Source organism: Synechococcus sp. RSCCF101, from assembly GCF_008807075.1.
Classification (GTDB): domain Bacteria; phylum Cyanobacteriota; class Cyanobacteriia; order PCC-6307; family Cyanobiaceae; genus RSCCF101.
The window spans coordinates 47176-69642 of record NZ_CP035632.1 but is presented as its reverse complement, the minus strand read 5'-3'; the positions used below and the strand labels follow the sequence as shown (position 1 = coordinate 69642).

23 protein-coding genes and 1 pseudogene are annotated in these 22467 nt (G+C 70.6%); 13 read left to right on the top strand and 11 right to left on the bottom strand.

Annotated elements, in window-relative coordinates; all coding sequences use genetic code 11:
- Positions 1–18: 18 nt before the first annotated feature.
- From EVJ50_RS00355 to topA, 3 genes are read right to left on the bottom strand one after another with little or no spacing between them, the layout of a single operon-like run.
- Positions 19–663 (bottom strand): DUF2232 domain-containing protein, encoded by a 645-nt coding sequence (locus EVJ50_RS00355; protein WP_150881860.1) that lies wholly within the window; start codon positions 661–663, stop codon positions 19–21.
- Entirely contained in the window at positions 660–1154 is a 495-nt protein-coding gene (locus EVJ50_RS00350; RefSeq protein WP_150881859.1) for a hypothetical protein, read from the bottom strand. The genes EVJ50_RS00355 and EVJ50_RS00350 overlap by 4 nt, the downstream gene beginning before the upstream one ends.
- Positions 1154–3886, bottom strand: coding sequence for a type I DNA topoisomerase (gene topA / locus EVJ50_RS00345; protein ID WP_150881858.1), 2733 nt, complete (start codon positions 3884–3886; stop codon positions 1154–1156). The genes EVJ50_RS00350 and topA overlap by 1 nt, the downstream gene beginning before the upstream one ends.
- Before the next feature lie 107 nt (positions 3887–3993).
- Between topA and EVJ50_RS00340 the strand changes: the two genes are divergently transcribed.
- Positions 3994–5580 (top strand): NAD(P)H-quinone oxidoreductase subunit N, encoded by a 1587-nt coding sequence (locus EVJ50_RS00340; RefSeq protein WP_150881857.1) that lies wholly within the window; start codon positions 3994–3996, stop codon positions 5578–5580.
- Positions 5581–5584: 4 nt separating this feature from the next.
- Positions 5585–6298, top strand: a complete 714-nt coding sequence (locus EVJ50_RS00335) for an ABC transporter ATP-binding protein (protein ID WP_150881856.1) — start codon at positions 5585–5587, stop codon at positions 6296–6298.
- 3 nt (positions 6299–6301) lie between these two features.
- On the opposite strand, the gene EVJ50_RS00330 is transcribed toward EVJ50_RS00335, so the two are convergent.
- On the bottom strand, positions 6302–6703 hold the full coding sequence (locus EVJ50_RS00330) for a PAS domain-containing protein (RefSeq protein ID WP_150881855.1): 402 nt from the start codon (positions 6701–6703) through the stop codon (positions 6302–6304).
- Between the two features lie 70 nt (positions 6704–6773).
- Between EVJ50_RS00330 and EVJ50_RS00325 the strand changes: the two genes are divergently transcribed.
- Positions 6774–7490 (top strand): response regulator transcription factor, encoded by a 717-nt coding sequence (locus tag EVJ50_RS00325; protein WP_150881854.1) that lies wholly within the window; start codon positions 6774–6776, stop codon positions 7488–7490.
- Here EVJ50_RS00325 and EVJ50_RS00320 read toward each other — a convergent pair.
- Genes EVJ50_RS00320 through EVJ50_RS00305 form a run of 4 tightly spaced genes read right to left on the bottom strand, consistent with a single transcriptional unit; the run spans position 7478 to position 11569 of the window.
- Positions 7478–8755 carry a peptidoglycan DD-metalloendopeptidase family protein gene (locus EVJ50_RS00320; RefSeq protein ID WP_370455538.1) on the bottom strand — a complete coding sequence of 426 codons (1278 nt, stop codon included), beginning with the start codon at positions 8753–8755 and terminating at the stop codon, positions 7478–7480. The genes EVJ50_RS00325 and EVJ50_RS00320 overlap by 13 nt on opposite strands.
- 29 nt (positions 8756–8784) lie before the next feature.
- Positions 8785–9564: a biotin--[acetyl-CoA-carboxylase] ligase gene (locus EVJ50_RS00315; protein ID WP_150881853.1), complete on the bottom strand. Its 780-nt coding sequence runs from the start codon at positions 9562–9564 to the stop codon at positions 8785–8787.
- Positions 9561–10793: an aminotransferase class I/II-fold pyridoxal phosphate-dependent enzyme gene (locus tag EVJ50_RS00310; RefSeq protein WP_150881852.1), complete on the bottom strand. Its 1233-nt coding sequence runs from the start codon at positions 10791–10793 to the stop codon at positions 9561–9563. The genes EVJ50_RS00315 and EVJ50_RS00310 overlap by 4 nt, the downstream gene beginning before the upstream one ends.
- The gene (locus EVJ50_RS00305) at positions 10790–11569 is read right to left on the bottom strand and encodes a PspA/IM30 family protein (protein WP_150881851.1); all 780 of its coding nucleotides are present in this window, start codon (positions 11567–11569) and stop codon (positions 10790–10792) included. The genes EVJ50_RS00310 and EVJ50_RS00305 overlap by 4 nt, the downstream gene beginning before the upstream one ends.
- A gap of 194 nt (positions 11570–11763) precedes the next feature.
- Between EVJ50_RS00305 and EVJ50_RS00300 the strand changes: the two genes are divergently transcribed.
- Positions 11764–12243 carry a DUF721 domain-containing protein gene (locus EVJ50_RS00300; RefSeq protein WP_225322987.1) on the top strand — a complete coding sequence of 160 codons (480 nt, stop codon included), beginning with the start codon at positions 11764–11766 and terminating at the stop codon, positions 12241–12243.
- On the opposite strand, the gene EVJ50_RS00295 is transcribed toward EVJ50_RS00300, so the two are convergent.
- The 3 genes from EVJ50_RS00295 to EVJ50_RS00285 are packed head-to-tail and all read right to left on the bottom strand — an operon-like array spanning position 12237 to position 16169.
- Positions 12237–14054 (bottom strand): glycosyltransferase family 39 protein, encoded by a 1818-nt coding sequence (locus EVJ50_RS00295; protein WP_225322986.1) that lies wholly within the window; start codon positions 14052–14054, stop codon positions 12237–12239. The genes EVJ50_RS00300 and EVJ50_RS00295 overlap by 7 nt on opposite strands.
- Before the next feature lie 10 nt (positions 14055–14064).
- Positions 14065–15156 (bottom strand): glycosyltransferase, encoded by a 1092-nt coding sequence (locus tag EVJ50_RS00290; RefSeq protein WP_150881849.1) that lies wholly within the window; start codon positions 15154–15156, stop codon positions 14065–14067.
- Positions 15153–16169: a DMT family transporter gene (locus EVJ50_RS00285; protein ID WP_150881848.1), complete on the bottom strand. Its 1017-nt coding sequence runs from the start codon at positions 16167–16169 to the stop codon at positions 15153–15155. The genes EVJ50_RS00290 and EVJ50_RS00285 overlap by 4 nt, the downstream gene beginning before the upstream one ends.
- Positions 16170–16233: 64 nt before the next feature.
- On the opposite strand from EVJ50_RS00285, the gene sppA reads away from it, so the two are divergent.
- From sppA to EVJ50_RS00240, 9 genes and pseudogenes are all read left to right on the top strand, one after another.
- Positions 16234–17046 carry a signal peptide peptidase SppA gene (gene sppA, locus EVJ50_RS00280; RefSeq protein ID WP_150881847.1) on the top strand — a complete coding sequence of 271 codons (813 nt, stop codon included), beginning with the start codon at positions 16234–16236 and terminating at the stop codon, positions 17044–17046.
- Positions 17043–17423, top strand: coding sequence for a chorismate mutase (gene aroH / locus EVJ50_RS00275; RefSeq protein ID WP_150881846.1), 381 nt, complete (start codon positions 17043–17045; stop codon positions 17421–17423). The genes sppA and aroH overlap by 4 nt, the downstream gene beginning before the upstream one ends.
- 106 nt (positions 17424–17529) lie before the next feature.
- Positions 17530–18123, top strand: a complete 594-nt coding sequence (locus EVJ50_RS00270; protein WP_150881845.1) for a DUF2808 domain-containing protein — start codon at positions 17530–17532, stop codon at positions 18121–18123.
- Positions 18124–18176: 53 nt separating this feature from the next.
- Positions 18177–18313 (top strand): annotated as a pseudogene (gene rpmH / locus EVJ50_RS00265) (50S ribosomal protein L34).
- Between the two features lie 19 nt (positions 18314–18332).
- Positions 18333–18722 (top strand): ribonuclease P protein component, encoded by a 390-nt coding sequence (locus EVJ50_RS00260; RefSeq protein ID WP_150881844.1) that lies wholly within the window; start codon positions 18333–18335, stop codon positions 18720–18722.
- Positions 18719–19165, top strand: a complete 447-nt coding sequence (locus EVJ50_RS00255; RefSeq protein WP_150881843.1) for a PH domain-containing protein — start codon at positions 18719–18721, stop codon at positions 19163–19165. The genes EVJ50_RS00260 and EVJ50_RS00255 overlap by 4 nt, the downstream gene beginning before the upstream one ends.
- 91 nt (positions 19166–19256) lie before the next feature.
- Complete coding sequence (gene yidC / locus EVJ50_RS00250) at positions 19257–20402, top strand: membrane protein insertase YidC (protein ID WP_150881842.1); 1146 nt, start codon at positions 19257–19259, stop codon at positions 20400–20402.
- A gap of 6 nt (positions 20403–20408) precedes the next feature.
- Complete coding sequence (locus tag EVJ50_RS00245) at positions 20409–20933, top strand: DUF177 domain-containing protein (protein ID WP_150881841.1); 525 nt, start codon at positions 20409–20411, stop codon at positions 20931–20933.
- Positions 20926–22464, top strand: coding sequence for an AAA family ATPase (locus EVJ50_RS00240; protein WP_150881840.1), 1539 nt, complete (start codon positions 20926–20928; stop codon positions 22462–22464). The genes EVJ50_RS00245 and EVJ50_RS00240 overlap by 8 nt, the downstream gene beginning before the upstream one ends.
- The last annotated feature ends 3 nt before the right edge of the window (positions 22465–22467 follow it).

Sequence of the window (22467 nt, the reverse complement as noted above, 5' to 3'; positions counted from 1 at the left end):
GCGATGTCCCCGGCCCGCTCAGAGCGGATCGAGCGCCACAAGGGGGCGCAGCGGATCGGGCGGCTCCGGGATCGGGGCGGCGAGGCGCGGAAAGATCCAGTACGCCACGGCATGCAGCGCCAGCACATACACAACGTTCTGGAACAGGATCAGAGCGATGGCCATCAGCTGAACCTGGGGCAGATCGGGGCCGGCACCCAGGGAGAGAGCCGCGCTGAGGCGATCCAGCAGGGAGGAGGCCGCGCGGGTGACCACCACCCAGAGGTTCTCCCCCAGCAGCAGTGAGATCACGGTGATGCGCACGAGAAACCCGAGCGCACCGATGAGGCTGCCGAGCGACCAGGACAGCCACCAGCTGCAGCGGCGGGTCCAGGTCCAGCCGAGCCAGAGGGCGAGGGAACCGTAGGGAAAGAGCAGCAGGGGCCCGCGGATCGGCCCCATCAGGGCCACCAGCAGAAGCGTGGCCACGGCGAGACCCTCGAGGCCGCAGCGAACGCCGCGGCGGCACTGAAGCAGGGCCAGGGGCAGCGGCAGGGCGAGGCGGAACAGGGCGCCACCCACCGGCAGGTAGTAGAGCGCCACCCAGATCAGGGCCATCACGGCCGCCAGATAGGCGGTCTCCGTCAGCTGGCGGGCCTGGCGGGGCGAAAGGGGACCGCTCATGGGCGCGGGGCGGCCTCGGCAGGCGGCGCCTCGGATGGCTCCACGGGACGATCGAGGCGGTGGATGGTCTCCACGGAAAACACGACCCCGGCCTGTTTCAGCGCCCGGCTGAGGGCTTCGGAGGGAGCCGTGGGATCGGCGCTGGGAAGACTGATCACGATGCGGTACGGCGCCCGTTCCGGCTCGGCAACGGGAGCATCCGTTCCCGGCGGATCCGCGTTGTCGGCCTGATCCGCGGCGGCAGCGGGAGGGGGCTCGGCGGGCTCGGGGGTCTCCTCAGCTGGCGTCTCGGCGGGTTCGGCCGGGGATGCAGCAGCGGGCTCGGTCGGCGATGCAGCGGTGGGGGAGGGGGTTTCGGCCGTGTCCGCAGGTTCCCCACCGGCGCCGGAGAAGCTGCCGGAGAGGGCATCGCCGAAACCGGTGCCGCTGCATCCGGCGCAGCCCAGGGACACCAGCAGCAGAGCCGCGGCCCGGGGCAGCAGGTGGCCCATCAACGATCGGCCGGTCGGATCACCCGCACCGCGCTGGCCCGCAGGCGGCCCGTCTTGGTGGTGGCGGGGGGCTTGCGGGCGGGCTTGGCCGCGGAGGCCGGCTTGGCCGCCTTCGCCGACTTGGCGGCCCGCCCTGTACCGGTGGAGCCCGCTGCGGCGGTCCGGCGACGGCCGCCTCCCTTGCTGGCGGCCTTGGCGGCCAGCAGTTCGACGGCTTCCTCCAGCGACACCTGATCGGCCGTGCGTCCCTCCGGCAGCGAGGCATTCAGCTTCCCCTGCTTCACGTAGAGCCCGTAGGGACCGTCGAAGACCTGAATGGACTCACTGGCTCCCTCGGGAGTGCCCAGATCCTTGAGGGCGGTGCGGCCGCCGCGGCCCCGCTTGGGCATGGCCAGCAGCTCGAGGGCGCGGCTGAGGCCGATGGCCAGCACGTCATCCTCGGCCTTGAGGGAGCGGTAGTCCTTCTCCCCCTTGCCCTTGTCGTGCACCACGTAGGGCCCGAACCGGCCGAGGCCGGCCTGAATCCGACCTCCATCGGGGTGTTCCCCCAGCAGCCTGGGCAGGCGCAGCAGTCCGAGGGCGTCCTCGAGGCTGAGGTCCTCGGGCTTCACCCCCCGGGGCAGAGAGGCCCGCTTGGGCTTGGGCGTCTCCTCGCTCGCCTGGCCGCGCTGCACGTAGGGACCGTATTGGCCGAACAGCAGATACACCGCCTCGCCGGTCTCCGGATCCACGCCGATGCTCTCGGGCCCCTCCGCCTTCTGGCGCAGGATCAGCTCCGCCTGCTCGGCATCAAGATCCGCCGGGGTGATCTCCCGGGGCAGGGTGGCCTTGATCACCTCCTCCTCCCCGTCGTCGCTGACCCGCTGGGTCTCCAGGTAGGCGCCGAAACGGCCAATGCGCACGACGCAGGGCAGACCCTCCAGCGACACCGTGCGGGAGCGGCCGGGATCGATGTCCCCCTCCCGTTCATGCACCTGGGTCTCGAGCCCTTCGGACCCCTTGTAGAAGCCCTCCAGGTAGGGCAGCCAGGCCACCTTTCCGTGGGAGATCTCATCGAGCGTTCCCTCCATCCGGGCCGTGAAGCCGGTGTCGACGAGGTCGGGGAAGTGCTCCTCGAGAAGGGCGGTGACGGCGAAGGCGGTGAAGCTCGGAATCAGGGTGTGACCCTGCAGGGTGGCGTAACCCCGATCGACGATGGTGCCGATGATGCTGGCGTAGGTGGACGGCCTGCCGATGCCCTCCTTCTCCAGGGTCTTGACCAGAGCGGCCTCGCTGTAGCGGGCGGGGGGCTGGGTGGCATGGCCGAGGGCCTCGAGCTCGCGCAGATCGGGCTGATCACCCACAGCGAGGGTGGGCAGCAGTACCTCCCGTCCCTCCAGCGCCGCGTCGGGGTCATCGCTTCCCTCCACGTAGGCGCGGAAGAAGCCGGGGAAGTCGATCCGCTTGCCGTTGGAGCGGAACCGGGCCGGGCCCGCCTCGAGATCCACCGCCATCAGTGTCAGCCGGGCATCGGCCATCTGACTGGCCACGGTGCGCTTCCAGATCAGCTCGTAGAGGGCCAGATCGCGTCCATCGAGACCGGTGTCGCCAGGCATCCGGAAGCGGTCTCCGGAGGGCCGGATGGCCTCGTGGGCCTCCTGGGCGTTGCGCGACTTGGTGCTGAACTGGCGCGGTGAGGGGCTCAGGAAGGAGGCGCCGTAATTCGACTCGACGCAGGCACGGGCCGCGCTGATGGCCTGCTCGGAGAGGTGCACGGAATCCGTGCGCATGTAGGTGATGAACCCCCGTTCGTAGAGGCCCTGGGCGGTGCGCATCGTCTCGCGGGCCGAGAGGCGCAGCTTGCGGTTCGCCTCCTGCTGCAGGGTGCTGGTGGTGAAGGGAGCGACCGGCCGGCGCACGGAGGGTTTCTCCTCCACGGTGGACACCGTCCAGGCCCCGGCCTCCAGGCTGGCGCGCAGCGAGCGGGCGGTGGTCTCGTCCAGCAGCCGCACGCTGCTGCCGGCCTTGATCGCACCGGTGGCCTCATCGAAATCCTGGCCCCCGGCCACCTTCTGTCCCTCGAGATGGGTGAGGCGCGCCTCGAACCTGGTGCCGGCCTGCTCGAGCTGAGCCTTCAGGTCCCAGTAGCTGCCGCTGCGGAAAGCTCGGCGTGCCCGCTCCCGCTGCACGATCAGACGCACCGAGACCGACTGGACCCGACCGGCGGAGAGGCCCCAGGCCACCTTCTTCCAGAGGAGGGGCGAGAGGGTGTAGCCCACCAGCCGGTCCAGGATCCGCCGGGTCTCCTGCGCGTGAACCAGCTCCATGTCCAGATCGCGGGTCTGGCTCAGGGCGCGCTGGATGGCATCGCGGGTGATCTCGTGGAACACCATCCGCTTCACCGGCACCTTGGGGCTGAGCAGCTGGAGCAGGTGCCAGCTGATGCTCTCGCCCTCCCGGTCCTCGTCCGTGGCCAGCAGCAGCTCATCGGCCTGCTTGAGAGCGGCCCTCAGTTCCTTCACCACCTTCTTCTTGTCCTTCGGCACCACGTACAGGGGCTCGAAGTTGCTGGCGGTGTTGACGCCCAGGCTGGCCCACTTCTCACCTTTGTAGGCCGCCGGAATCTCGCTGGCGTTGTTGGGTAAATCGCGCACGTGGCCCATGGAGGCTTCCACCCGGAAGCTCTTCGGCAGAAAGGCCCGGATCGTGCGCGCCTTCGTTGGGCTTTCGACGATGACCAGGGTGTTCGCCACAGGCGGAGACGTGCCGACACCCCTCTTTATCGCACGACGCCCGCTCGCGCGATCCATTGCTGGAGCGCCGCTACAGTCCGCTCCGAAGCGGGAGCGGTCCAGGCCCCATGAACCTGTTCGCAACGATCAGCAGCGGCGGGGTCGGCCTTTCCGATCCTGCGGCCTCCCCCGGCAACCTCTTCTCGATGCCGCTGCACGCCGAAGCGATCGCGCCGGAGGGCGCGGTGCTTCTGGCGCTGATCCTGGCCCTGCTGGTGGACCTGGGCGGCGAGCGCCTGGCCAGTCGCTGGGTGCCTCCCATCTGCTACGGCGGCCTGGGCACCTCGCTCGTGCTGCTCGCGTTCCAGTGGAACGGTTCGGTGGAGCCGGCCTTCATGGGCGCCTTCATCGCCGACAACCTCTCGGTGGCCTTCCGGGCCGTGGTGGCCCTCTCCACCCTGCTCTCACTGCTGATCAGCTGGCGGTATGTGGAGCGCAGCGGTACTCCCCTGGGTGAATACGCCGCCATCCTGCTCGCGGCCACCCTGGGAGCGATGCTGCTCTGCGGGGCCACCGATCTGGTGAGCATCTTCGTGTCGCTGGAGACCCTCTCGGTGTCCAGCTACCTGCTCTCCGGCTACATGAAGCGGGATGCCCGCAGTTCGGAAGCCGCCCTCAAATATCTGCTGGTGGGATCGGCGGCAGCTGCGGTCTTCCTCTACGGAGCCTCCCTGCTCTACGGACTCACCGGCGGTTCGACCGCGCTTGAGGCTGTGGGCCTGGCCCTGCGCACCAGCACCTCACCGGTCGCCGCCCTGGCCCTGGTCTTCGTGCTGGCGACCGTGGCCTTCAAGATCGCCGCGGTGCCCTTCCACCAGTGGACGCCGGATGTCTACGAGGGCTCGCCGACGCCGGTGGTGGCCTTCCTCTCGGTCGGCTCCAAGGCCGCGGGCTTCGCCCTGGCCCTGCGCCTGCTCGTCGGCTGCTTCGAGCCCTACGACACCCAGTGGAAGCTGCTGTTCACGGTGCTGGCCCTGCTGAGCATGACCCTGGGCAACGTGGTGGCCCTGGCCCAGACCTCGATGAAGCGGATGCTGGCCTACAGCTCCATCGGTCAGGCCGGCTTCGTGATGATCGGCCTGGTCTGCGGCACCGAGGACGGCTTCGCGGCCATGGTCCTGTACATGGCCGCCTACCTGTTCATGAACCTGGGCGCCTTCGCCTGCATCATTCTCTTCTCGATCCGGACCGGCAGCGACCGCATCTCCGACTACGCCGGCCTGTATCAGAAGGACCCTCTCATCACTCTCGGCCTGAGCCTCTGTCTGCTCTCGCTCGGCGGCATTCCGCCGATGCTCGGCTTCTTCGGCAAGATCTACCTCTTCTTCGCCGGCTGGGCCGATCAGCAGTACCTGCTGGTGGTGGTGGGCCTGGTGACCTCGGTGGTCTCGATCTACTACTACATCTCGGTGATCAAGATGATGGTGGTCAAGGAGCCCCAGGAAGCGTCCGACGTGGTGCAGAGCTACCCGGACATCTCCTGGTCCCTCGCGGGTCTGGCCCCTCTGCGCACCGCCCTGGTGAGCTGCGTGTTCATCACCGCAGTGGGCGGGATTCTCTCCAACCCGCTGTTCCAGTGGGCCAATTCCACCGTGGCGGGCACACCGATTCTCCAGAAGGCGATCGCCCAGGCCCCACCCCTCTCGATCGGCTGAAGCGATGCTCTCGGCTCCCGAGCCCCTCATCCGTGCCACAGGCGACGCTCCGGTGGCCCAGCTGAGCGACGTCAGCAAGGTCTACGGCAGCGGTGAGGCCACTGTGCGGGCGCTCGACCACCTCGATCTGACGGTCGCGCAAGGGGACTACCTCGCGGTGATGGGAGCCTCCGGCTCGGGCAAAAGCACGGCGATGAACATCCTCGGCTGCCTGGACCGTCCGACGTCCGGCTGCTATCGGCTCAACGGTGTTCCGGTGGAGCACCTCGAGGACGACGCCCTGGCGGATCTGCGCAATCAGAACCTGGGATTCGTCTTCCAGCAGTTCCACCTGCTGCCCCACCTGAGCGCGCTGGAGAATGTGGCCCTGCCGATGATCTATGCCGGGGTGGCGCCGGCCGAGCGGCGGCGCCGGGCTGCCGAGGCCCTCGACCGGGTCGGGCTGGCCGATCGTCACAGCAACCGTCCCAACCAGCTCTCCGGCGGCCAGCAGCAGCGGGTGGCGATCGCCCGGGCGATCATCAACCGGCCGGCCCTGCTCCTGGCCGACGAGCCGACCGGGGCCCTCGATTCCCGCACCACCCGCGATGTGCTGGCCCTGTTCGATGATCTGCATCGTCAGGGCATCACGCTGGTGCTCGTCACCCATGAAGACGATGTGGCCGAACGGGCCCAGCGCGTGATCCACTTCCGCGACGGCCGGGCCCTGGAGCGCTGAGCCTCAGACGTCCTCGGGCATCGCATGCTCCCCTTCCAGCGGGCGCAGCGTGGCGGCGAAGCTCCACACGCCGGTGTCACCCGCCTGTTCGGCGACGATGTAGTGCTCGCTGATCACACTGGTGCCGTCGACCCGGAAGGTGGCCAGCCGCAGCGGATGATCCAGCACGCGGGACACTTCGGTCATGCGGAAGCGCGCGAAGCCGGCGTGATGGAGCTCGCGGAACTCCGGCGGCATGATCCGGCCGAGGGATTCCCCGATCAGCTCCTCCTCCGTCCAGCCGTAGACCTCGGTGAAGCGGGGACTGATCTCCACCACATCGCCGTTCGCATCGGCCCGCACGAAGGGAAGCCGCTCGCGTTCCCGCAGGGCCGCGATCGCGGAGGCGGTCCATCGCCTCTCCATGCTGCACCGGATCACTCACAGTTCACCCTAGGCACCGCTTCCTACGATCACCCCCAGCTGCCTGTGCTCCATGGCCTCCGGCGACGCCATGGGCCCGCTGCTGATCGTGGACCCGGATCCGCGCCTGCTGGTGTTCCTCGCCAGCGAACTGGAGCGTGAGGGGCATGCCGTTGTGACGGCCACCTCCTTCCGGCAGGCCGATCTGGCGGCCGAATCCGCTCCGCCGATCCGGCTGCTGATCACGGCCTCGAAGCTGGCCGATGGGTCCGGGCCGGATCTCTGGCGCAGGCTGCAGGATCGCGTCGGTCCGCTGCCGGCAGTCCTGGTCTGCGGCAGCGGCGATCCGCCGGATGCGGCCGGGGGTGGTGCAGCGGATGACCGTCTCGTCCGGCTGAGCAGGCCCATCGACGTGGACGCGCTGCTGGAGCGGATTGCGGAGCTCCTGGGCCCCGACGCAGGATCCCGGAGCGATCTGACTGAGCTGGAGCTGCGGGTGGAGGACCTGGTGCTGCGGCCCTGCAGCGGCGAGGTGCGGCGCTCAGGCCATCTGATCGATCTCTCGAACCGCGAAACGGAGCTGCTCGCCTGTCTGATGAGCACGCCGGGTGAGCCCCTCGCGCCGGAGAGGCTGCTCGGCAGCGTCTGGGGAGAGGAGCTCAGGAACGACCTCAATCTGCTGGACCTGCACATGCGCTACCTGCAGCAGAAGATCGACCGCGGGGGGCCAGCTCTCCTGCATCGCGACCGGGAGGGCCGCTGCTGGATCGGGGAGCGTCAGGAGGTCTGAGGAGCGTCGCGCCGGAGGCTGTCGAGCAGCTGGCCCATGAGCAGGGCCACGGCGTCACTGCCCTCGAGAGCCGGAATCCCCGCCGGGGCCAGATCCAGCTCTCCGGGCGGGACCGCCACCCAGCCGCCGCCGGCGGGCTCCCGCAGCTCGAAATGCAGATGGGGTCCGGTGCTCAGGCCGGTGCTGCCCACCCGTCCGATCACCTCGCCCTGCCGCACCCGGTCACCCGCCTTGACGTAGATCTCGGAGAGGTGGCCGTAGAGGGTCCTGCGGCGCGGGTTGCTGTGGTCGAGTTCGACGGCGATGCCGTAGCCCCCGGCGAGACCGCTGCTGAGGACCCGGCCATCCAGCGCGGCGACGACCGGGGTGCCCTGGGGCGCCGCCAGATCCCGGCCGCTGTGCATCAGCCAGCTGCCGATCACAGGATGGATGCGCCAGCCGAAGCGGCTCGTGGTGATGGCGGAGCCGATCAGGGGGAACAGCAGGCTGCTGTTGTTGTTGCCCGTCAGGGGGGCGGGCCGCGGGGTCACCGCGAACACCGAGCTCAGGCTGAAACCGGCTCCCTCACCCGCCAGCAGGGCGGAGACCGGGACGGTGAGGGGCGTGGTGATCGGTGCACCGCCGTAGCGCACACGCAGGCTGTTGAGGCCGTAGGGATCGCCTCCCGTGCCAATGGTCTCGATCGAGGCGCCCGCCGCCAGGGTGGTGGCGTTGCCTGAACGGCGATCGCGCAGCCGCACGGCGAGACCCGAGCGGCATTCCCGTTCCGAGAGAGCGCCCTGGGCGCAGGCGGCCCGATGGCGGGGCAGATCGATCGAGCGGGTGGGCGTGCCGCGCTCGAGGGTCCGCCGCTCCTGCCGGGTCACCACCCCGCGCCGCTCGAGCTCATCGAGGGAGGTGTCGAAGCGGGCGGCCGGTGGATTGGTGCTGAGGGTTCCGGCGTCCGGGCGTTGAATCGGTGGGGCCCCGGCTCCGGTCACCGGCTCCGGGGGAGTGAGCGCGCGCTGCTGGGAGGGAGCGGAGGGAGGCGCCAGGACCGCAGGGGCTTCGGCCGCCGGGGCTTCGGCCGGTGGGGCCGCGAGCTGGTCACCGGCGGCCGTGTCTGTGGAGCCGGCGGTCATGGGGGCTTCGGGCTCCGGCGGCTGAGCCACGGGCTGGGCCGGGACCTGGGCCGCGACCTGCCAGGCCGCTCCGGACCCCACCAGCGAGCCGAGCAGCAGGGCCGGCAGGCCGAGGCGTGCAGTCCGGTGGAGCGACCAGGCCACAGGGTTCGTGACGAACAGCAGCGCCCACCTTAAAAGCGGCGTCTGCGCACGACCATCACCGATCCGCGACGCAGCATCAGCCCACCATCGGCGGCCAGTCCCTCCACCCGCCAGCTCTCCCCACGCCAGGGGATGACGCCGCCGAGACCGACCAGGCGGGCCTGGGCCGCACGACGCACCGGTTCCGGCCGGTCGGCGTGGTGCACGGCCCAGTCCAGGGCGCGCAGCACCCGTGCCGTGAGCTCCGCGGTGCCCAGCCGGGCCGGGGCCAGAAGCTCCTTCACAGCCACCGCCCCGGGCGGCGCGGCGTTGTTGCCGTTCAGGCCCACACCGATCCGTGCCAGCCGCACGGCGGCACCACGCCACAGCAGTCTGGGGAGCAGTCCGGCCAGCTTGCGGCCGCCCACCTGCAGGTCGTTCGGCCATTTGAGCTCCGCCCGCACACCCAGCCTCTCCAGCTGCCGCGCCAGCCCCTCGGCCACGGCCAGGCCGGGATCGGCCATCGCCGACGGCCGCTCGCACCACGGCAGGGCCGCACTGAGCCACACCCCGCCGGCGGGGGAGATCCAGCGCCGGGAGGCCTGACCCCGCCCCCAGCGCTGGCGTGCGGCGACCACCGCCGTGGGGCCGGCGGCCCCGGAGGAGTGGCGCCGCAGAGCGGCGCTCAGCAGGTCCTCGGTGCTGCCGCAGACCGGGGTCCAGCTCAGGCGCCAGGCCAGTGCCGGCGGGACTGGCCGCGAGGAGCCGCACCCATCGGCCGCCTCCAGCTCAAGACAGCGCCGGTGCCGGGCCCGGATCGTGCCGATCATAACGCCGCCGGGGTCGGATCGAGCAGCCAGCGGCCGATCCGTTCCGCCGCCTCGATCAGGACCGGCTCCGGATGCACCAGGGCCAGACGCAGCCATCCCTCCCCCGCCGCACCGAAGCCGTTGCCCGGCGTGAGGGCCACGCCGGTGTGCTCCAGCAGGGCGGCGGCCAGGCGCTCCGACGTCCAGTCCTGCGGGTCCAGCCCCGGCGGCACGGGCATCCAGAGGTAGAGCGCCATGGACGGGGGATCGACGGGCCAGCCCTGACCCGCCAGCGCCGCCACCATCCGGTCGCGGCGCGTTCTGTAGGTGTCACACAGCCGGGCCGGCCAGTGTGGGGCCTCCTCCAGGGCGGCGACGGCGCCGGCCTGGAGCGCCAGCGACTGGTTGAAGTCGATCACCCCCTTGACCTGCTTCAGAGCCGTGATCAGGGGCTCGGCGCCGATCGCAAAGGCCAGTCGGAAGCCCCCCAGACACCAGCTCTTCGAGAGCGAGAAGAACTCGATGCCCCGCTCCCTCCAGATGGACGTGCGCAGCAGGCTGGGGGCCTCGCCCTCGAGCACGAGATCCAGATAGGGGTTGTCGTGAGCGATCACCGCACCGTGGCGAGCGGCCCGGGCCGCCGCCTCCTCGATCCACTCCTGCCGCCCCACCACAGCGGTGGGGTTGTGGGGATAGCCCAGCACCATCAGACGAAGCCCATCCCAGGCCGCCGCCGGAAGCCGGCCGAAGTCCGGCCGCCAGCCCTCGGCCGCCCTCAGCGGCAGCCGGATTGGCTCACCGCCGGCCAGCAGGACGCCTCCGAGGTGTGAGGGGTAACAGGGGTCGAGCACGAGCGCCCGATCACCGGGATCGAGCAGGGCGAGGGGGAGATGGGCGGTGCCCTCCTGGGAGCCGACGAGGAAGAGGATCTCCCGGTCCGGATCGGCCTCCACACCCAGGCGCCGCTCTGCCCAGCGGGCGACCGCACGGCGCAGCGGCGCCGTGGCGTCGTGCAGGCAGTAGGAAGAGCTCGCCGGTTGGCCCAGGCGGGCGGCCATCGCCTCGAGGGCCGCAGGCGGCGGAGCCAGGTCGGTGGACCCCAGGGAGCAGTCGATCAGTGGCGGCAAACCGCGCGACGCGCGCTCACGGAGGTAGGCGGCCTTGCGGACATCGTTTCGGGCGAAGACACCGCTGCCCAGCAGGGCGAGGCGGCGGGAGAGCTGCGGCGTGGGGCCGCCGCGATCGCTCACAGCTTGTCGATCGAGCGCTTGAGCTCCTCGAGCTCGGCATCCACCTCGGCCGCCTTGGCCGGCTCCAGCCTGGGGGCCTCGCTGTCGCTCCCGGAGGGCAGGGAGGTGGCGGCGGCTCCGCCGTCCATGCGCAGGCGGAGAGCGGCGAGCTCGTCATCCACATCGCTGCCCGACTCAAGGGCGGCGAACTGGGATTCGAGGTCCGCACCGGCCAGCTCGGCAGCGGCCTGGCTCGAGGCCTCCATCGACTCCACCTTCTCCTGCATCCGCTCGAACGCCGCCATGGCGGAGTTGGTGCCGAGGCTGCCCACCGCGCTCTGGAGCTGCTCCTGGGCCTTGGCCGCCTGGGCGCGGGCCTTGAGCATGTCCTTCTTGGTCTTGGCCTCGGCGATCTTGCCCTCGAGCGCCGTCAGGCTCTTCTTGAGCGTGTCGACCTGGCCCGCCTGGCTGCTGAGCTGAGCGTTGAGGGCCGTGGCCGTCTCCTGGTAGGTCTTGCGGCGGCTCAGGGCTTCGCGGGCCAGGTCGTCCTCTCCTTTCTGGAGGGCCAGCTCAGCCCGTTCGTACCACTTGCCGGCGGTGCTCTCGGCCTGTTTGGCCTGATTCTCGATCCGCTTCTGGCTGGCGATGGCGGTGGCCACGGCCTGGCGCAGCTTCACCAGGTCGTCCTGCATGTCGGCGACCGACTGGTCGAGGATCTTGGCGGGGTCCTCGGCCTTGCTGACCATGTCGTTGAGATTGGCGCGCAGCAGCCGGCTCAGACGGTCGAAGAAGCCCATGGCAGGCAGGCGGTGTCTCGATGGCGGGAGCCTAGCGAGCGGATCCGGATTCTCCCGGGAGGCACGGGCAGGGTCAGAGTGGTTACCTGTGGCTGCCCCCCAGGCCCACGCCACCGCCTGCCCCTGACCCATCGGAGGGACCCCTGGTCGGCCCGACCTTTCTCCGCCCCCGCCCGCCCGCTCCGCCCCAGGCCGTGGCCGCATGCCTGGACGGTCTGCAGCGGCAGTGGCAACGGGAGGGGCATCTGGCCGCCATGGCGCAGAACTGGCCCCGTCTGGTGGGGGAGCAGCTGGCTCCCCACTGCCGCCCCCTCGCCCTCCGAGGTAGCGTGCTGACGGTGGGAGCCCAGCAGCCCCAGTGGCGACAGGCTCTCCTCTACAGCCGCCATCGGCTGCTCGGCGTGCTCATGGCCGCCGGCCACCGGGTGCGGGAGATCCGCATCGTCCAGGCCGGACCTCTGGCCGCCCCCGGCTCCCACAGCCGCGAGGAGTCCGAGCAGTGGCAGCGGCATCCCAGCCGGGTCGATGTGCATGGGATGGAGACCTGCCCCCTCTGCGGCAGTCCCGCCCCGGCCGGCGAGCTGGCCCGATGGGGGCACTGCGGCTTCTGCCGGCGCCGGCAGCTGGCCGGGACGGACCGGGGCGGCGGCGCACCGGGCCGGCCGCCTCAATAGCGCTCGTCCTTCGGCAGGTTCCAGGTCAGGGTCACGGCACCGGAGCCGAGCAGGTCCGCGGCCCGCTCATCGAGGGCCGTGCGCGGCAGCCGCCAGAGCCGGTAGAGCCCCTCGCTGGCCAGGGGCTCGGCGCCGAGATCACGCCAGTGCTGCTGGTCGGCGGTGCCGGCATCGATCACCATCAGCACCGTCGGCTGCTCCTCCGGTGAGCTGGGTTCCAGCCCGCGGCGCCGCTCCCGGTGCAGCCGGTCGCTCAGGTTGGCCAGGGCTCCGGCCGAGCGGCCCTCGAAGGTCACCGGTCGGCGGCTGTAGAAGTGAAGCGAGGGCTTCATGATCCCCACCATCGCCAGGGGCTCACCCGGACGGATGTGACGCTCCACCTCCGTGGCCATGACCCGCACCGGCAGCTGACGGACCCGGTCACCGAGCAGCCACATCGGCATCAGCGCCGTGACCTGAAACGCCACGAGCGCCCCCTGCACGGCCAGCAGCCCGCCCGAGCGGGGGCGCAGAGCCAGCGCCAGCGCCAGCGCCGACGCCACGCTGAAACACACGGCCGCCCGCAGCACATAGCCGCTGGCCATCAGCTCCGCCGGCAGCTGGGGCATCTCCGGGTCCTGGATCAGCGGCACCCAGCGCGGAGAGGCCCAGAGCACCCCGCTGAGCGCCAGCAGCAGTCCGAAGCTCGCAAGCCAGGCCGTCGCCAGCGCGGGCTTCAGGCGCCCGGTTCCCAGGTCCTGGGCCGAGAGGGCGATGAGCAGACCGGCCGCGGGTGTGGCCGGCAGCCAGTAACTGGGCAGTTTGGTGGCCGCAGCGGTGAACAGCACGAACACAGCCAGCAGCCAGCAGGCGGCGAAGGTTCCCAGGGAGCGCCTGGGCGGGGAGCGCAGCGCCGGAGCCCAGAGGGGCTTCAGGGAGGTGATCAGGCCGTGCACAAGCAGCGGCGTGAACGGCAGGCTGGCGATCACCGCCACCGGCAGGAAGAACCACCAGGGCTGGCGATGGTCGTTGACCACCTGAGTCAGGCGCTGGAAGTTGTGGTAGCCGAAGAAGCTGTCCCAGAAGGGCTGACCCTCCACCGCCAGCTCGGCCACGTACCAGGGCAGGGCCACCAGAGCGGTGATCAGCAGCCCGCGCCAGGGGCGCAGCTGCCGCCAGAGGGTCGGCAGATCCCGTTGCACCAGGCCGAAGGCGAGCAGGGTCATGCCGGCGAGCACAAGGGCCACCGGCCCCTTGGTGAGCACCGCCAGGCCAAGCACCAGCCAGGGCAGCCAGAACCGGCGACCCGATTCCACATAGGACTGCCAGAACAGCAGCAGGCTGACGCCGAGCATGCTGCTGAGCAGGGCGTCACTGACCGCGATCCGGCCCCAGAGGAGCACCAGCGGCGAGAGGGCGAAGGCCAGGGCCGCGGCCAGGGCCGTGCGGGCGGGATGACGGGCCCGGCCCTGGGGCCATCGCTGCAGAACGGCCGCGATGACGGCCATCAGCAGCACGGTGGACAGGGCCGATGGCAGCCGAGCGGCCCAGGTGCCGAGGGGATCCCAGAAGGCCCGTGCCGGCAGGGCGTAGCCGGAGGCCATCAGCCAGTACACCAGCGGAGGCTTGTCGTATCGGGGCAGGCCGTTCACCCGCGGGGTGAGCCAGTCACCGGTCTCGGCCATGGCCCGGCCGGCGGCGGCGAAGAGGGGTGGGGTCTCATCCACGAGTCCGCTGCCCCCGAGGGCGGCCACGAACAGCAGCAGGCCGAGCGCGATGGTCAGGGGCAGCACCCAGGGGCGTCCGGAGCGGCTGGGGCGCGCTGGGGGCACGGCGGCGGATTCAGAGCGGCGACCCTATCGCCACCCCCCGGCCGAGCAGCCAGCCCTCGACCCGTTCGGCGAAGGCCTCCCGGGAGCAGTGCCGTTCCGCCCAGCGCCGCACGCCAGCCCGATCCAGCTGTCCGACCGTCGCAACGGCCTGGGCCATGGCGGGAACGTCATCGGCAGCCACCAGGAGTCCATTCTCACCGGGTTGGACCAGCTCTCCGGGCCCGCCGCGGTCGTAGGCGATGACCGGCACGCCGCAGGCCATGGCCTCCACCACCACGTTGCCGAAGGCCTCGTTCCACTTGGGGGTGTTCAGCAGCGCCAGGCAGCGGCCCAGTCGGGCCTGGAGGAGCTCCGTGGGCAGGAAGCCGCCCCACTCGAGGGTGCCGGCAGGCACGGAGGCCTCCACCGCCGCGGCGTAGGCGGTGTCCTCGAGCCGGCCCCAGATGCGCAGGGGCAGGCCGGCGAGCGCCGCAGCCCGGGCGGCATCCTCCAGGCCCTTCTCCGGAGCGATGCGTCCCACCCAGCCCAGCACGGGATCGGGCTGCTCGGTGAGGCTGTAGGCGCTGAGGTCGAAGCCGTTCCCCAGCACCGTCGGAACTCCCGGAAGTTGAAAGTCGGCCGCCTGGCTGCGGGTGTGAAAGGCCAGCCGCGAGAGGTCCCGGCGCGCGACGGTCTCGATCGCCGCATCCATCGCCTCGGAGACCGAGCCCATGCTCACCAGATGGTGCAGGGGTGTGCGCAGATGGGGCGTGAGCCAGAAGGGCAGCCAGTCGTAGGCGAGGTTGAGCACCCGGTCCATGCCGTCCGCGCGCTGGAGGGCGCGATCCCACAGGCCGGCGAGCACCGCGCCGTGGGGCATGGTCACCGGTTCATCCCGCTGCCGGTGCTGCCAGCTGGGCTGGAGAGCGCCGGCACAGAGCTCCAGGGCGGCCCCGGCACAGCAGGGCGGCAGCCGTGACCCCTCCGGCGCCAGCACCGTGACGGCATGCCCGCGCTCCAGCAGACCGGCCACCAGTGACACCAGGGTCAGCTCCACCCCTCCGCCGGCTCCCGAACCGATGGCGCCGGTGGGGGTGCTCACGACCAGGAGCCTGAGGGTCACGGCTGCAGCGCCTCCTCGGGTTGTGACGCCGCGCCGCTCAGGGCCACCTCGGCAGGCCGGGTCCCGCCCGCGGTGCCCCCCGACCAGAGGCGGGCCCGCTGGTGAATCAGCAGCACGGACAGCAGGGCCAGGAGCACACCGAGCCACTGCAGCGGGTGCAGGCGCTCACCGAGCAGCAGCACGCCGCAGATCAGGGCGAAGACGGGCGTGAGAAAGGTGAGCGAGGTGAAGCTGGTGAGGCTGCCGCGCCCGGCGAACCAGAAGAACAGTCCGTAGGCGATGGCCCCGCCGAACAGGCTGGCGTAGGCCATCAGTCCCCATTCCGCCGGTCCCCAGGGGGGGAGCAGCGTCGATGCCGTCTGCGCGGGCGGACCGACGGTCAGGACATGGGCCAGCAGCAGGGGCAGTGAGCCCGCGAGCATGTGCCAGGCCGTGACCGCCACCGGATCGCTGTGGCGGCAGGCATAGCGGCTGAGCACGGTTCCGCTGGCCATGGCCAGCGCGGCCCCAAGCATCAGCAGCGTGCCGCCGGCTCCGGCGGTCAGAAAACCGGCGCTTGGTCCCTGCAGCCACCACTCCTGCAGAACCGGCGCCGGCAGCCCGAGACAGGCGATGGCGACCAGCCCGAGAGACAAACCGAACCAGCCGACCGGATTGATCGGATCGGCGAACAGCAGGCGGGCCAGCAGCGCCACCATCAGGGGCTGGGAGTCGATCAGAACCGAGCCCAGTCCGGCTCCGGTGAAGCGGAGTCCCTGGGCCAGCAGTCCCTGGAACAGGGTGGCGTCCACCACGGTGAAGGCCAGGCACCACCCCAGATCGCGCGGGTCCAGCCGCCAGGAGCGCCCGAGCAGCGGCAGGGTCAGCAGAAGCAGCAGGCCGGCCGGAAACAGGCGCAGCCCCGCCACCAGCCAGGGGCCACCGCTGCTGACCAGAGGGGCCATCGCCGCCATGGCCGTTCCCCAGAGGACGAACGGCAGCACCATCAGCATCCAGATCAGCGGTGCCGGCATCGGACGGGCTGCCGTGAGGGCCTCGTGGCGCCCCTTTCTAGGATCGGCCCCCCGACAGAAGCAGATGGTCTGGCCCTGGCGTCGCAAGAGCCGCCGTCGCATGGCGCGCATCTGCGTGGAGGGTCCGATCGCCGCTGGCACACGCGATCGGGTGCTCAAGGCCCTGCGGCAGGTGGAGGAGCGCGAGTGCCCCGCCCTGCTGCTGCGGGTGGACAGCCCGGGCGGAACGGTGGGCGACAGCCAGGAGATCCACGCCGCCATCCTTCGATTGCGGAAGAAGGGCTGCCATGTGGTCGCTCACTTCGGCAACATCTCCGCCTCCGGTGGCGTCTACGTGGGCGTGGCCGCCGAGAAGGTGGTCGCCAATCCGGGCACGATCACCGGGTCGATCGGCGTGATCCTTCGCGGCAACAACCTCTCCCGGCTGCTGGAGCGGGTCGGCATCCGCTTCGAAACGGTCAAGAGCGGCCTCTACAAGGACATCCTGTCGCCGGACCGGGCCCTGACGGATGACGAGCGGCGCCTGCTGCAGGAGCTGATCGACAGCAGCTACGACCAGTTCGTGAGCGCGGTGGCCGAGGGGCGCGGTCTCAGTGCTGAGGCGGTGCGGGCCTTCGCCGACGGCCGGGTGTTCAGCGGTGCCCAGGCCCTGGAGCTGGGCCTGGTGGACGAACTGGGCGATGAGGACCATGCCCGCCGGCTTGCGGCCCGCCTGGCTGGCCTCGATGAGGACGACACCCGCCCGATCACCTTCGGCAAGCAGAAGCGTCGCTTCGCCGGGCTGATTCCGGGCCGGAGCCTGCTGACGGATCTGCAGGGCAGCCTCAGCCTGGATCTCGCCTGGAGCGGGCAGGTTCTGTGGCTCTACAGGCCATGACGGAGCCCCTGCGGCTGCGGGCCCTTCGCGGCGCGACCACAGCCGAGGAGAACAGCAGCGCCTCGATCGCCGCCGCCGTGCAGGAGCTGCTGGCGGCCCTGATCGAGAGCAACGGTCTGGAGGGACCCCGCGTCGTGTCAGTGACCTTCAGTGTCACCGCCGATCTGGATGCCTGCTTCCCGGCCGCGGTTGCCCGCCGCTGGGCGGGATGGAACGAGGTGGCCCTGCTCGACTGCCAGCAGATGACCGTGGCGGGCGACCTGCCGCGCTGCATCCGCCTGCTGGCCCACGTCTGGATGGAGCCGCAGCGGCAGCCCCACCATCCCTATCTGCGGGAGGCGATGCGACTGCGACCGGACAGATCCGGTCACAACTGACAGCTCAGGCGCCGCCCACGCGGCCGACCTGACCCGCCCGGGTCTCCCTGAGAATCACGGGAACCAATTCTCAGGCCCCGCTCCACCGCCCTCCACCACCGACACCATGCGCTCCAGCCTTCACCGTCATCGCTCCCCCTCCAGCTGGTGGCGCCGGCTCGCCCTCGGTCTGGGTGCCCTGGGCCTGGCCACGGTCGCTCCGATCACCGCTCCCGCCGCCCTGGCCCAGGGCACGCCGAGCCTGTTCGAATTCCGCTGGGACAACAACCGCGACTACCGCAAGCTCTACTACTTCTCCACTTCGACCAATCGGCGGGATCGGGCCGATTACTACCTGGTGCTCAAGGAGAAGGATCGCAAGACGGCGATTCTCAAGCTCACCGTGACGGTGCCCGACTACTTCGACGCCAAGATCGATCCGGAAAATCTCAAGCTCTGCAGGATGCAGCTGGGCGGCATGCTCTCCCGCACCCGCTGCCTGGAGGAACTCCCGGCCGTGTTCGAGGTGAATGAATCGGGTTCGGCGATCGAGATGTTCCCGGAGACTCCCATCCCGGACGAGGGGACCATCGGGATCGTGATGCGCATCTTCAACCCCAGCGACAGCGGCATGTTCCAGTTCAATGCCCTCGCCCAGGCGCCCGGTGATGTGCCGATGGCGGGCTATCTCGGCAGCTGGCTGATCCAGATCGATCCCTGAGGCAGCCGCTGATACCATCATCGATTCGACGCTGACGTGAGGCACCGCAGACCATGACCAAGCGCACCCTCGGGGGACCAGTCGCAAGCGCAAACGCGTCTCGGGCTTCAGGGTTCGCATGCGCACCCACACCGGCCGGCGCGTGATCCGTTCCCGCCGCCGCCGCGGACGGGCCCGACTGGCCGTCTGATCCGGGATCGATCCGCACTGTGGCCCTGCCACCGTCGCTGCGCCTGCGGGGCCGACGCTGCTTCGATCGCCTCTACCGCCGCGGGCGGGTCCGGCAGGGCCGCTTCATGACCCTCAGAACGGTGTCGGCCCGGCCCAGCGGCCTGAAGGGCGAGCTCAGAGCCGCTCCCACGAGCGCCTGGCGCTGCGCTGTGGTGATCAGCGGCAAGGCCTGCAAGGGCTCCGTGCACCGCAACCGGCTGAGACGTCTGCTTCACCAATGGCTCAGCAGCCGCCTGATCGGGAGGGAGGTTCAAAGCGATGGCCGCTGGCTGATGCTGAGCCTCAAACCCGGCTGCCGGGATGCGGCGGCTGCGGACCTGCTGGAAGAATGTGAGCGACTGCTACTGGATGAGGGGGTGACGGCATGACGGAACAGAACACCACGGCTGCGGGTCCCGCCGGGTCCGGCTCGGAGACCGTCTTCTACGAGGGGGGCCCGGCCCGGGGTGACCTGATCGTGAACCTGATCTTCGGGCTCACCGTGATCGGGCTTCCCTTCGCGGTGGGCGCCGCGGTGCGCGCCCTCTGGCTGCGCTTCCGTATCACCAGTCGCCGTGTCTCCGTGACCGGAGGCTGGCGGGGACGCGACCGCTCCCAGGTCGCCTACAGCCAGATCAGGGAGGTGCGCAGCGTGCCGCGCGGCCTCGGGGCCTGGGGGGACATGGTTCTGGTTCTGCGCGACGGCACCAAGCTGGAGATGCGCTCCGTGCCCCGCTTCCGCGAGACCGAGGCCTACATCCTTGAGCGCATGCAGGCCCGCGGCTCCTCATCGAGCCGGCCAGAGGCGTCCCCCCAGGGCTTCGCCGCCTGAACCGCACCGCCGGGCCAGCCCCGGCGGCCACATCCCTCACTCCGCTCGGGCACACTGAAGCGGCTCCCTCACCCCCACCACTGACTCCGCCGTGATCGGCTTCATCTCGGACAACCTGCTGCTGCCCATCCTGGATTTCTTCTATGGATTGGTGCCCAGCTACGGGCTGGCGATCATCGCGCTGACGGTGGTGATCCGCCTGGCGCTCTTCCCGCTGAGCGCCGGATCGATCCGCAGCGCCCGGCGGATGCGCATCGCCCAGCCAGTGATGCAACAGCGCCAGGCGGAGATCAAGAGCCGCTTCGCCAACAACCCACAGAAGCAGCAGGAAGAGCTCGGCAAGCTGATGAAGGAGTTCGGTAGTCCGCTGGCCGGCTGCCTGCCCCTGCTGGTACAGATGCCCATCCTGTTCGCCCTGTTCGCGACGCTGCGGGGGTCACCGTTCGCCGATGTTCCCTACAACCTGAACATCAAGGTCCAGTCGCCGGAACAGATCGCCTCGGCGGAGATCAAGCCCTTCACCTCCGCCAGCCATTCCATCTTCTACAGCGAAACCGAGCATGTGCCGGTGATCGCCAGCCTTCCCGGCGGCAATCGTCTGGCGGTGGGCGATCAGGCCACCGTTCTGCTGGAGACCCGGGATGGCAAGCCCTACGCCGAGGTTCTGAGCAAGGCCAGCCGGCCCGAGGGACTCAGCCCGAGCTGGAGCGTCAGCCGCGGTGAGGATGTGGTGTCCGTCTCCGACGATGGAACCATCACCGCCCTGGCCACCGGCGATGCCACCGTGGACGTGACGATCCCCGGCCTGGCGGCGCGCAGCGGCTTCCTGTTCATCCGGGCTCTCGGGCAGGTGGGCTTCTACACCGATGGCGCCATCAACTGGGACATCGCCATCCTGGTGGGAGGCTTCGGTCTGACGCTGTTCGTCTCCCAGCTGCTCTCCGGCCTCGGCATGCCGGCGAACCCGCAGCAGTCCACGGCGAACAAGATCACGCCGGTGATGATCACCGGGATGTTCCTCTTCTTCCCGCTGCCGGCCGGCGTTCTCCTCTACATGGTGATCGCCAACATCTTCCAGGCTCTCCAGACCTTCCTGCTCACGCGCGAGGCCCTGCCCGACAACCTGCAGGCCATCCTCGACAAGCAACTGGCCCAGCAGGCCACACCGGCGACGGCCGGGGCCGGTGTCGGCATGTCGGACACCCGCCTCCCCTTCGAGCCGAAGGGGCGCAAGTGAGCCGCCATGGCTACCCGGCTGGTTCCCGTTCCCCTCAGGGAGATCGCCCAGGCTGACGAGGGCCGCCACTGGATCGTGGACCAGCGTCTCGAGGGCATCGAGACGCTGACCCCGGTCCGGGGATCCCTCACCGCTCGCCACCTGGGCTCAGCCCTCGAGCTGGACGCCGATGTGGAGACGATCGTGACCCTGCGCTGCGATCGCTGCCTGAACCGCTTCAACCGCAGCCTCTGCTTCCGCGGCCGCGAGCTGATCGCGATCGAGAGCGCCCCCGCCGGCGGTGGGGACCCCTGGCCGAGCTGGGGTGAGGGCGATGAGCTGATCGAACGGATCGGAGCCGGCGAACGCTTCGATCCCGCCCAGTGGCTGTTCGAGCAGCTCCATCTGCAGCTGGCGGTGGTGAACCGCTGCGGCGAGGAGTGCACCGGTCCGCCCCAGCCGCCCGAACCGACAGCGGCCCGGCGGCTCGACCCCCGCTGGCAGGCCCTGGCCGGGCTCGGCCTCCTTCCGGAGGACACCGGCGATGGCTGAGGCGGCGGCCGGCCAGCAGCCGAGCTGGAGCGAGCACCTGGATCTGCTGATCCGCGCCCGCACGCCCATTCTCTGGATCCGCACCATCGAGGAGGAGCGAGCCGAGCGGCTGCTGAAGGAGGCGGCCCGGCGCCTGGGCGGGCGATCGCTGCTGCGCTGGGATTTCATCGGCGGCCTGGAGGGTCTGCCGAACCGCGGCGGCGAGGCCGCCCGGCAGCCGATGCAGGCGCTGCAGGCCCTGGATTCCCTGCCGCCGGGTGATGCGGCCATCCTCCTGCTCACCGACTTCCACCGCTACTGCGAGGACCCCGGTGTGGCCCGGCGCCTGCGCAACCTGTCCCGGCAGCTGCCCTCCCGACCTCAGACCCTCGTGATCACCGCCGCCCGCTGGGAGCTTCCGGGCGATCTGGAGGAATGCGTGACCCTGCTGGACCTGCCCCTGCCGTCGCAGCAGGAGATCCGCACCCTGCTGGGGGCCATCGCCACCGCCAGCAGCCAGACCCTGCCGCCGAGCACCCTGGAGGCCCTCAGCCAGGGCTGCAGCGGGCTGACCGAGCAGCGGGTGCGGCAGATCGCCGCCCGGGCCCTGGCCCGGCGGGGCCGCCTCGATCACGACGACCTGGAGGAGGTGCTGGAGGAGAAGCGCCAGGCGATCGCCCGCAGCGAGCTGCTGGAGTACTGCCCCACCCAGGCCACCCCGGCCGACATCGGCGGACTGGAGGTGCTCAAGACCTGGCTCGATCAACGCCACCAGGCCTTCAGCGAGGAGGCCCGCAGCTACGGCCTGCCGCTGCCGCGCGGGGTGCTGCTGGTGGGCCCCCAGGGCACGGGCAAATCGCTCACCGCCCGGGCCGTGGCCCACAGCTGGTCGATGCCGCTGCTGCGGCTCGACGTGGGGCGCCTCTTCTCCGGCCTGGTGGGCGCCAGTGAGGCCCGCACCCGGGAGATGATTCAGCGGGCCGAGGCCATGGCCCCCTGCGTGCTCTGGATCGATGAAATCGACAAGGGGTTCGCCTTCGGCGAATCCGGCCGCGGCCGCGGCGATGGCGGCACCAGCCAGCGGGTGCTGGCCAGCCTGCTGACCTGGATGGCGGAGAAGACCAGCGCCGTGTTCGTGGTGGCCACCGCCAACGGCATCGACCGCCTGCCCCCGGAACTGCTGCGCAAGGGCCGCTTCGATGAGATCTTCCTGCTGGAGCTGCCCAGTGCCGGCGAGCGCCGCGCCATCCTCGATCTGCATCTGCGCCGTCGCCGGCCGCGGCACACCATCCCCCTTGAGGTGGTGGTGGGCCGCACCGAAGGGTTCTCCGGCGCCGAGCTGGAGCAGACGGTGGTGGAGGCGATGCACCTGGCCTTCGCCGAGCAGCGCGAGTTCGGCGAGAACGACCTGATCCAGGCGGCGGCCCAGCTGGTTCCGCTGTCGCGCACGGCGCGCGAGGAACTGGAGTCGCTGCAGCGCTGGGCCTATGGAGGACGGGCACGGGCCGCCTCCGTCCACAGCGACGCCATGTCGCCAGGTAACGAACCCTGACGC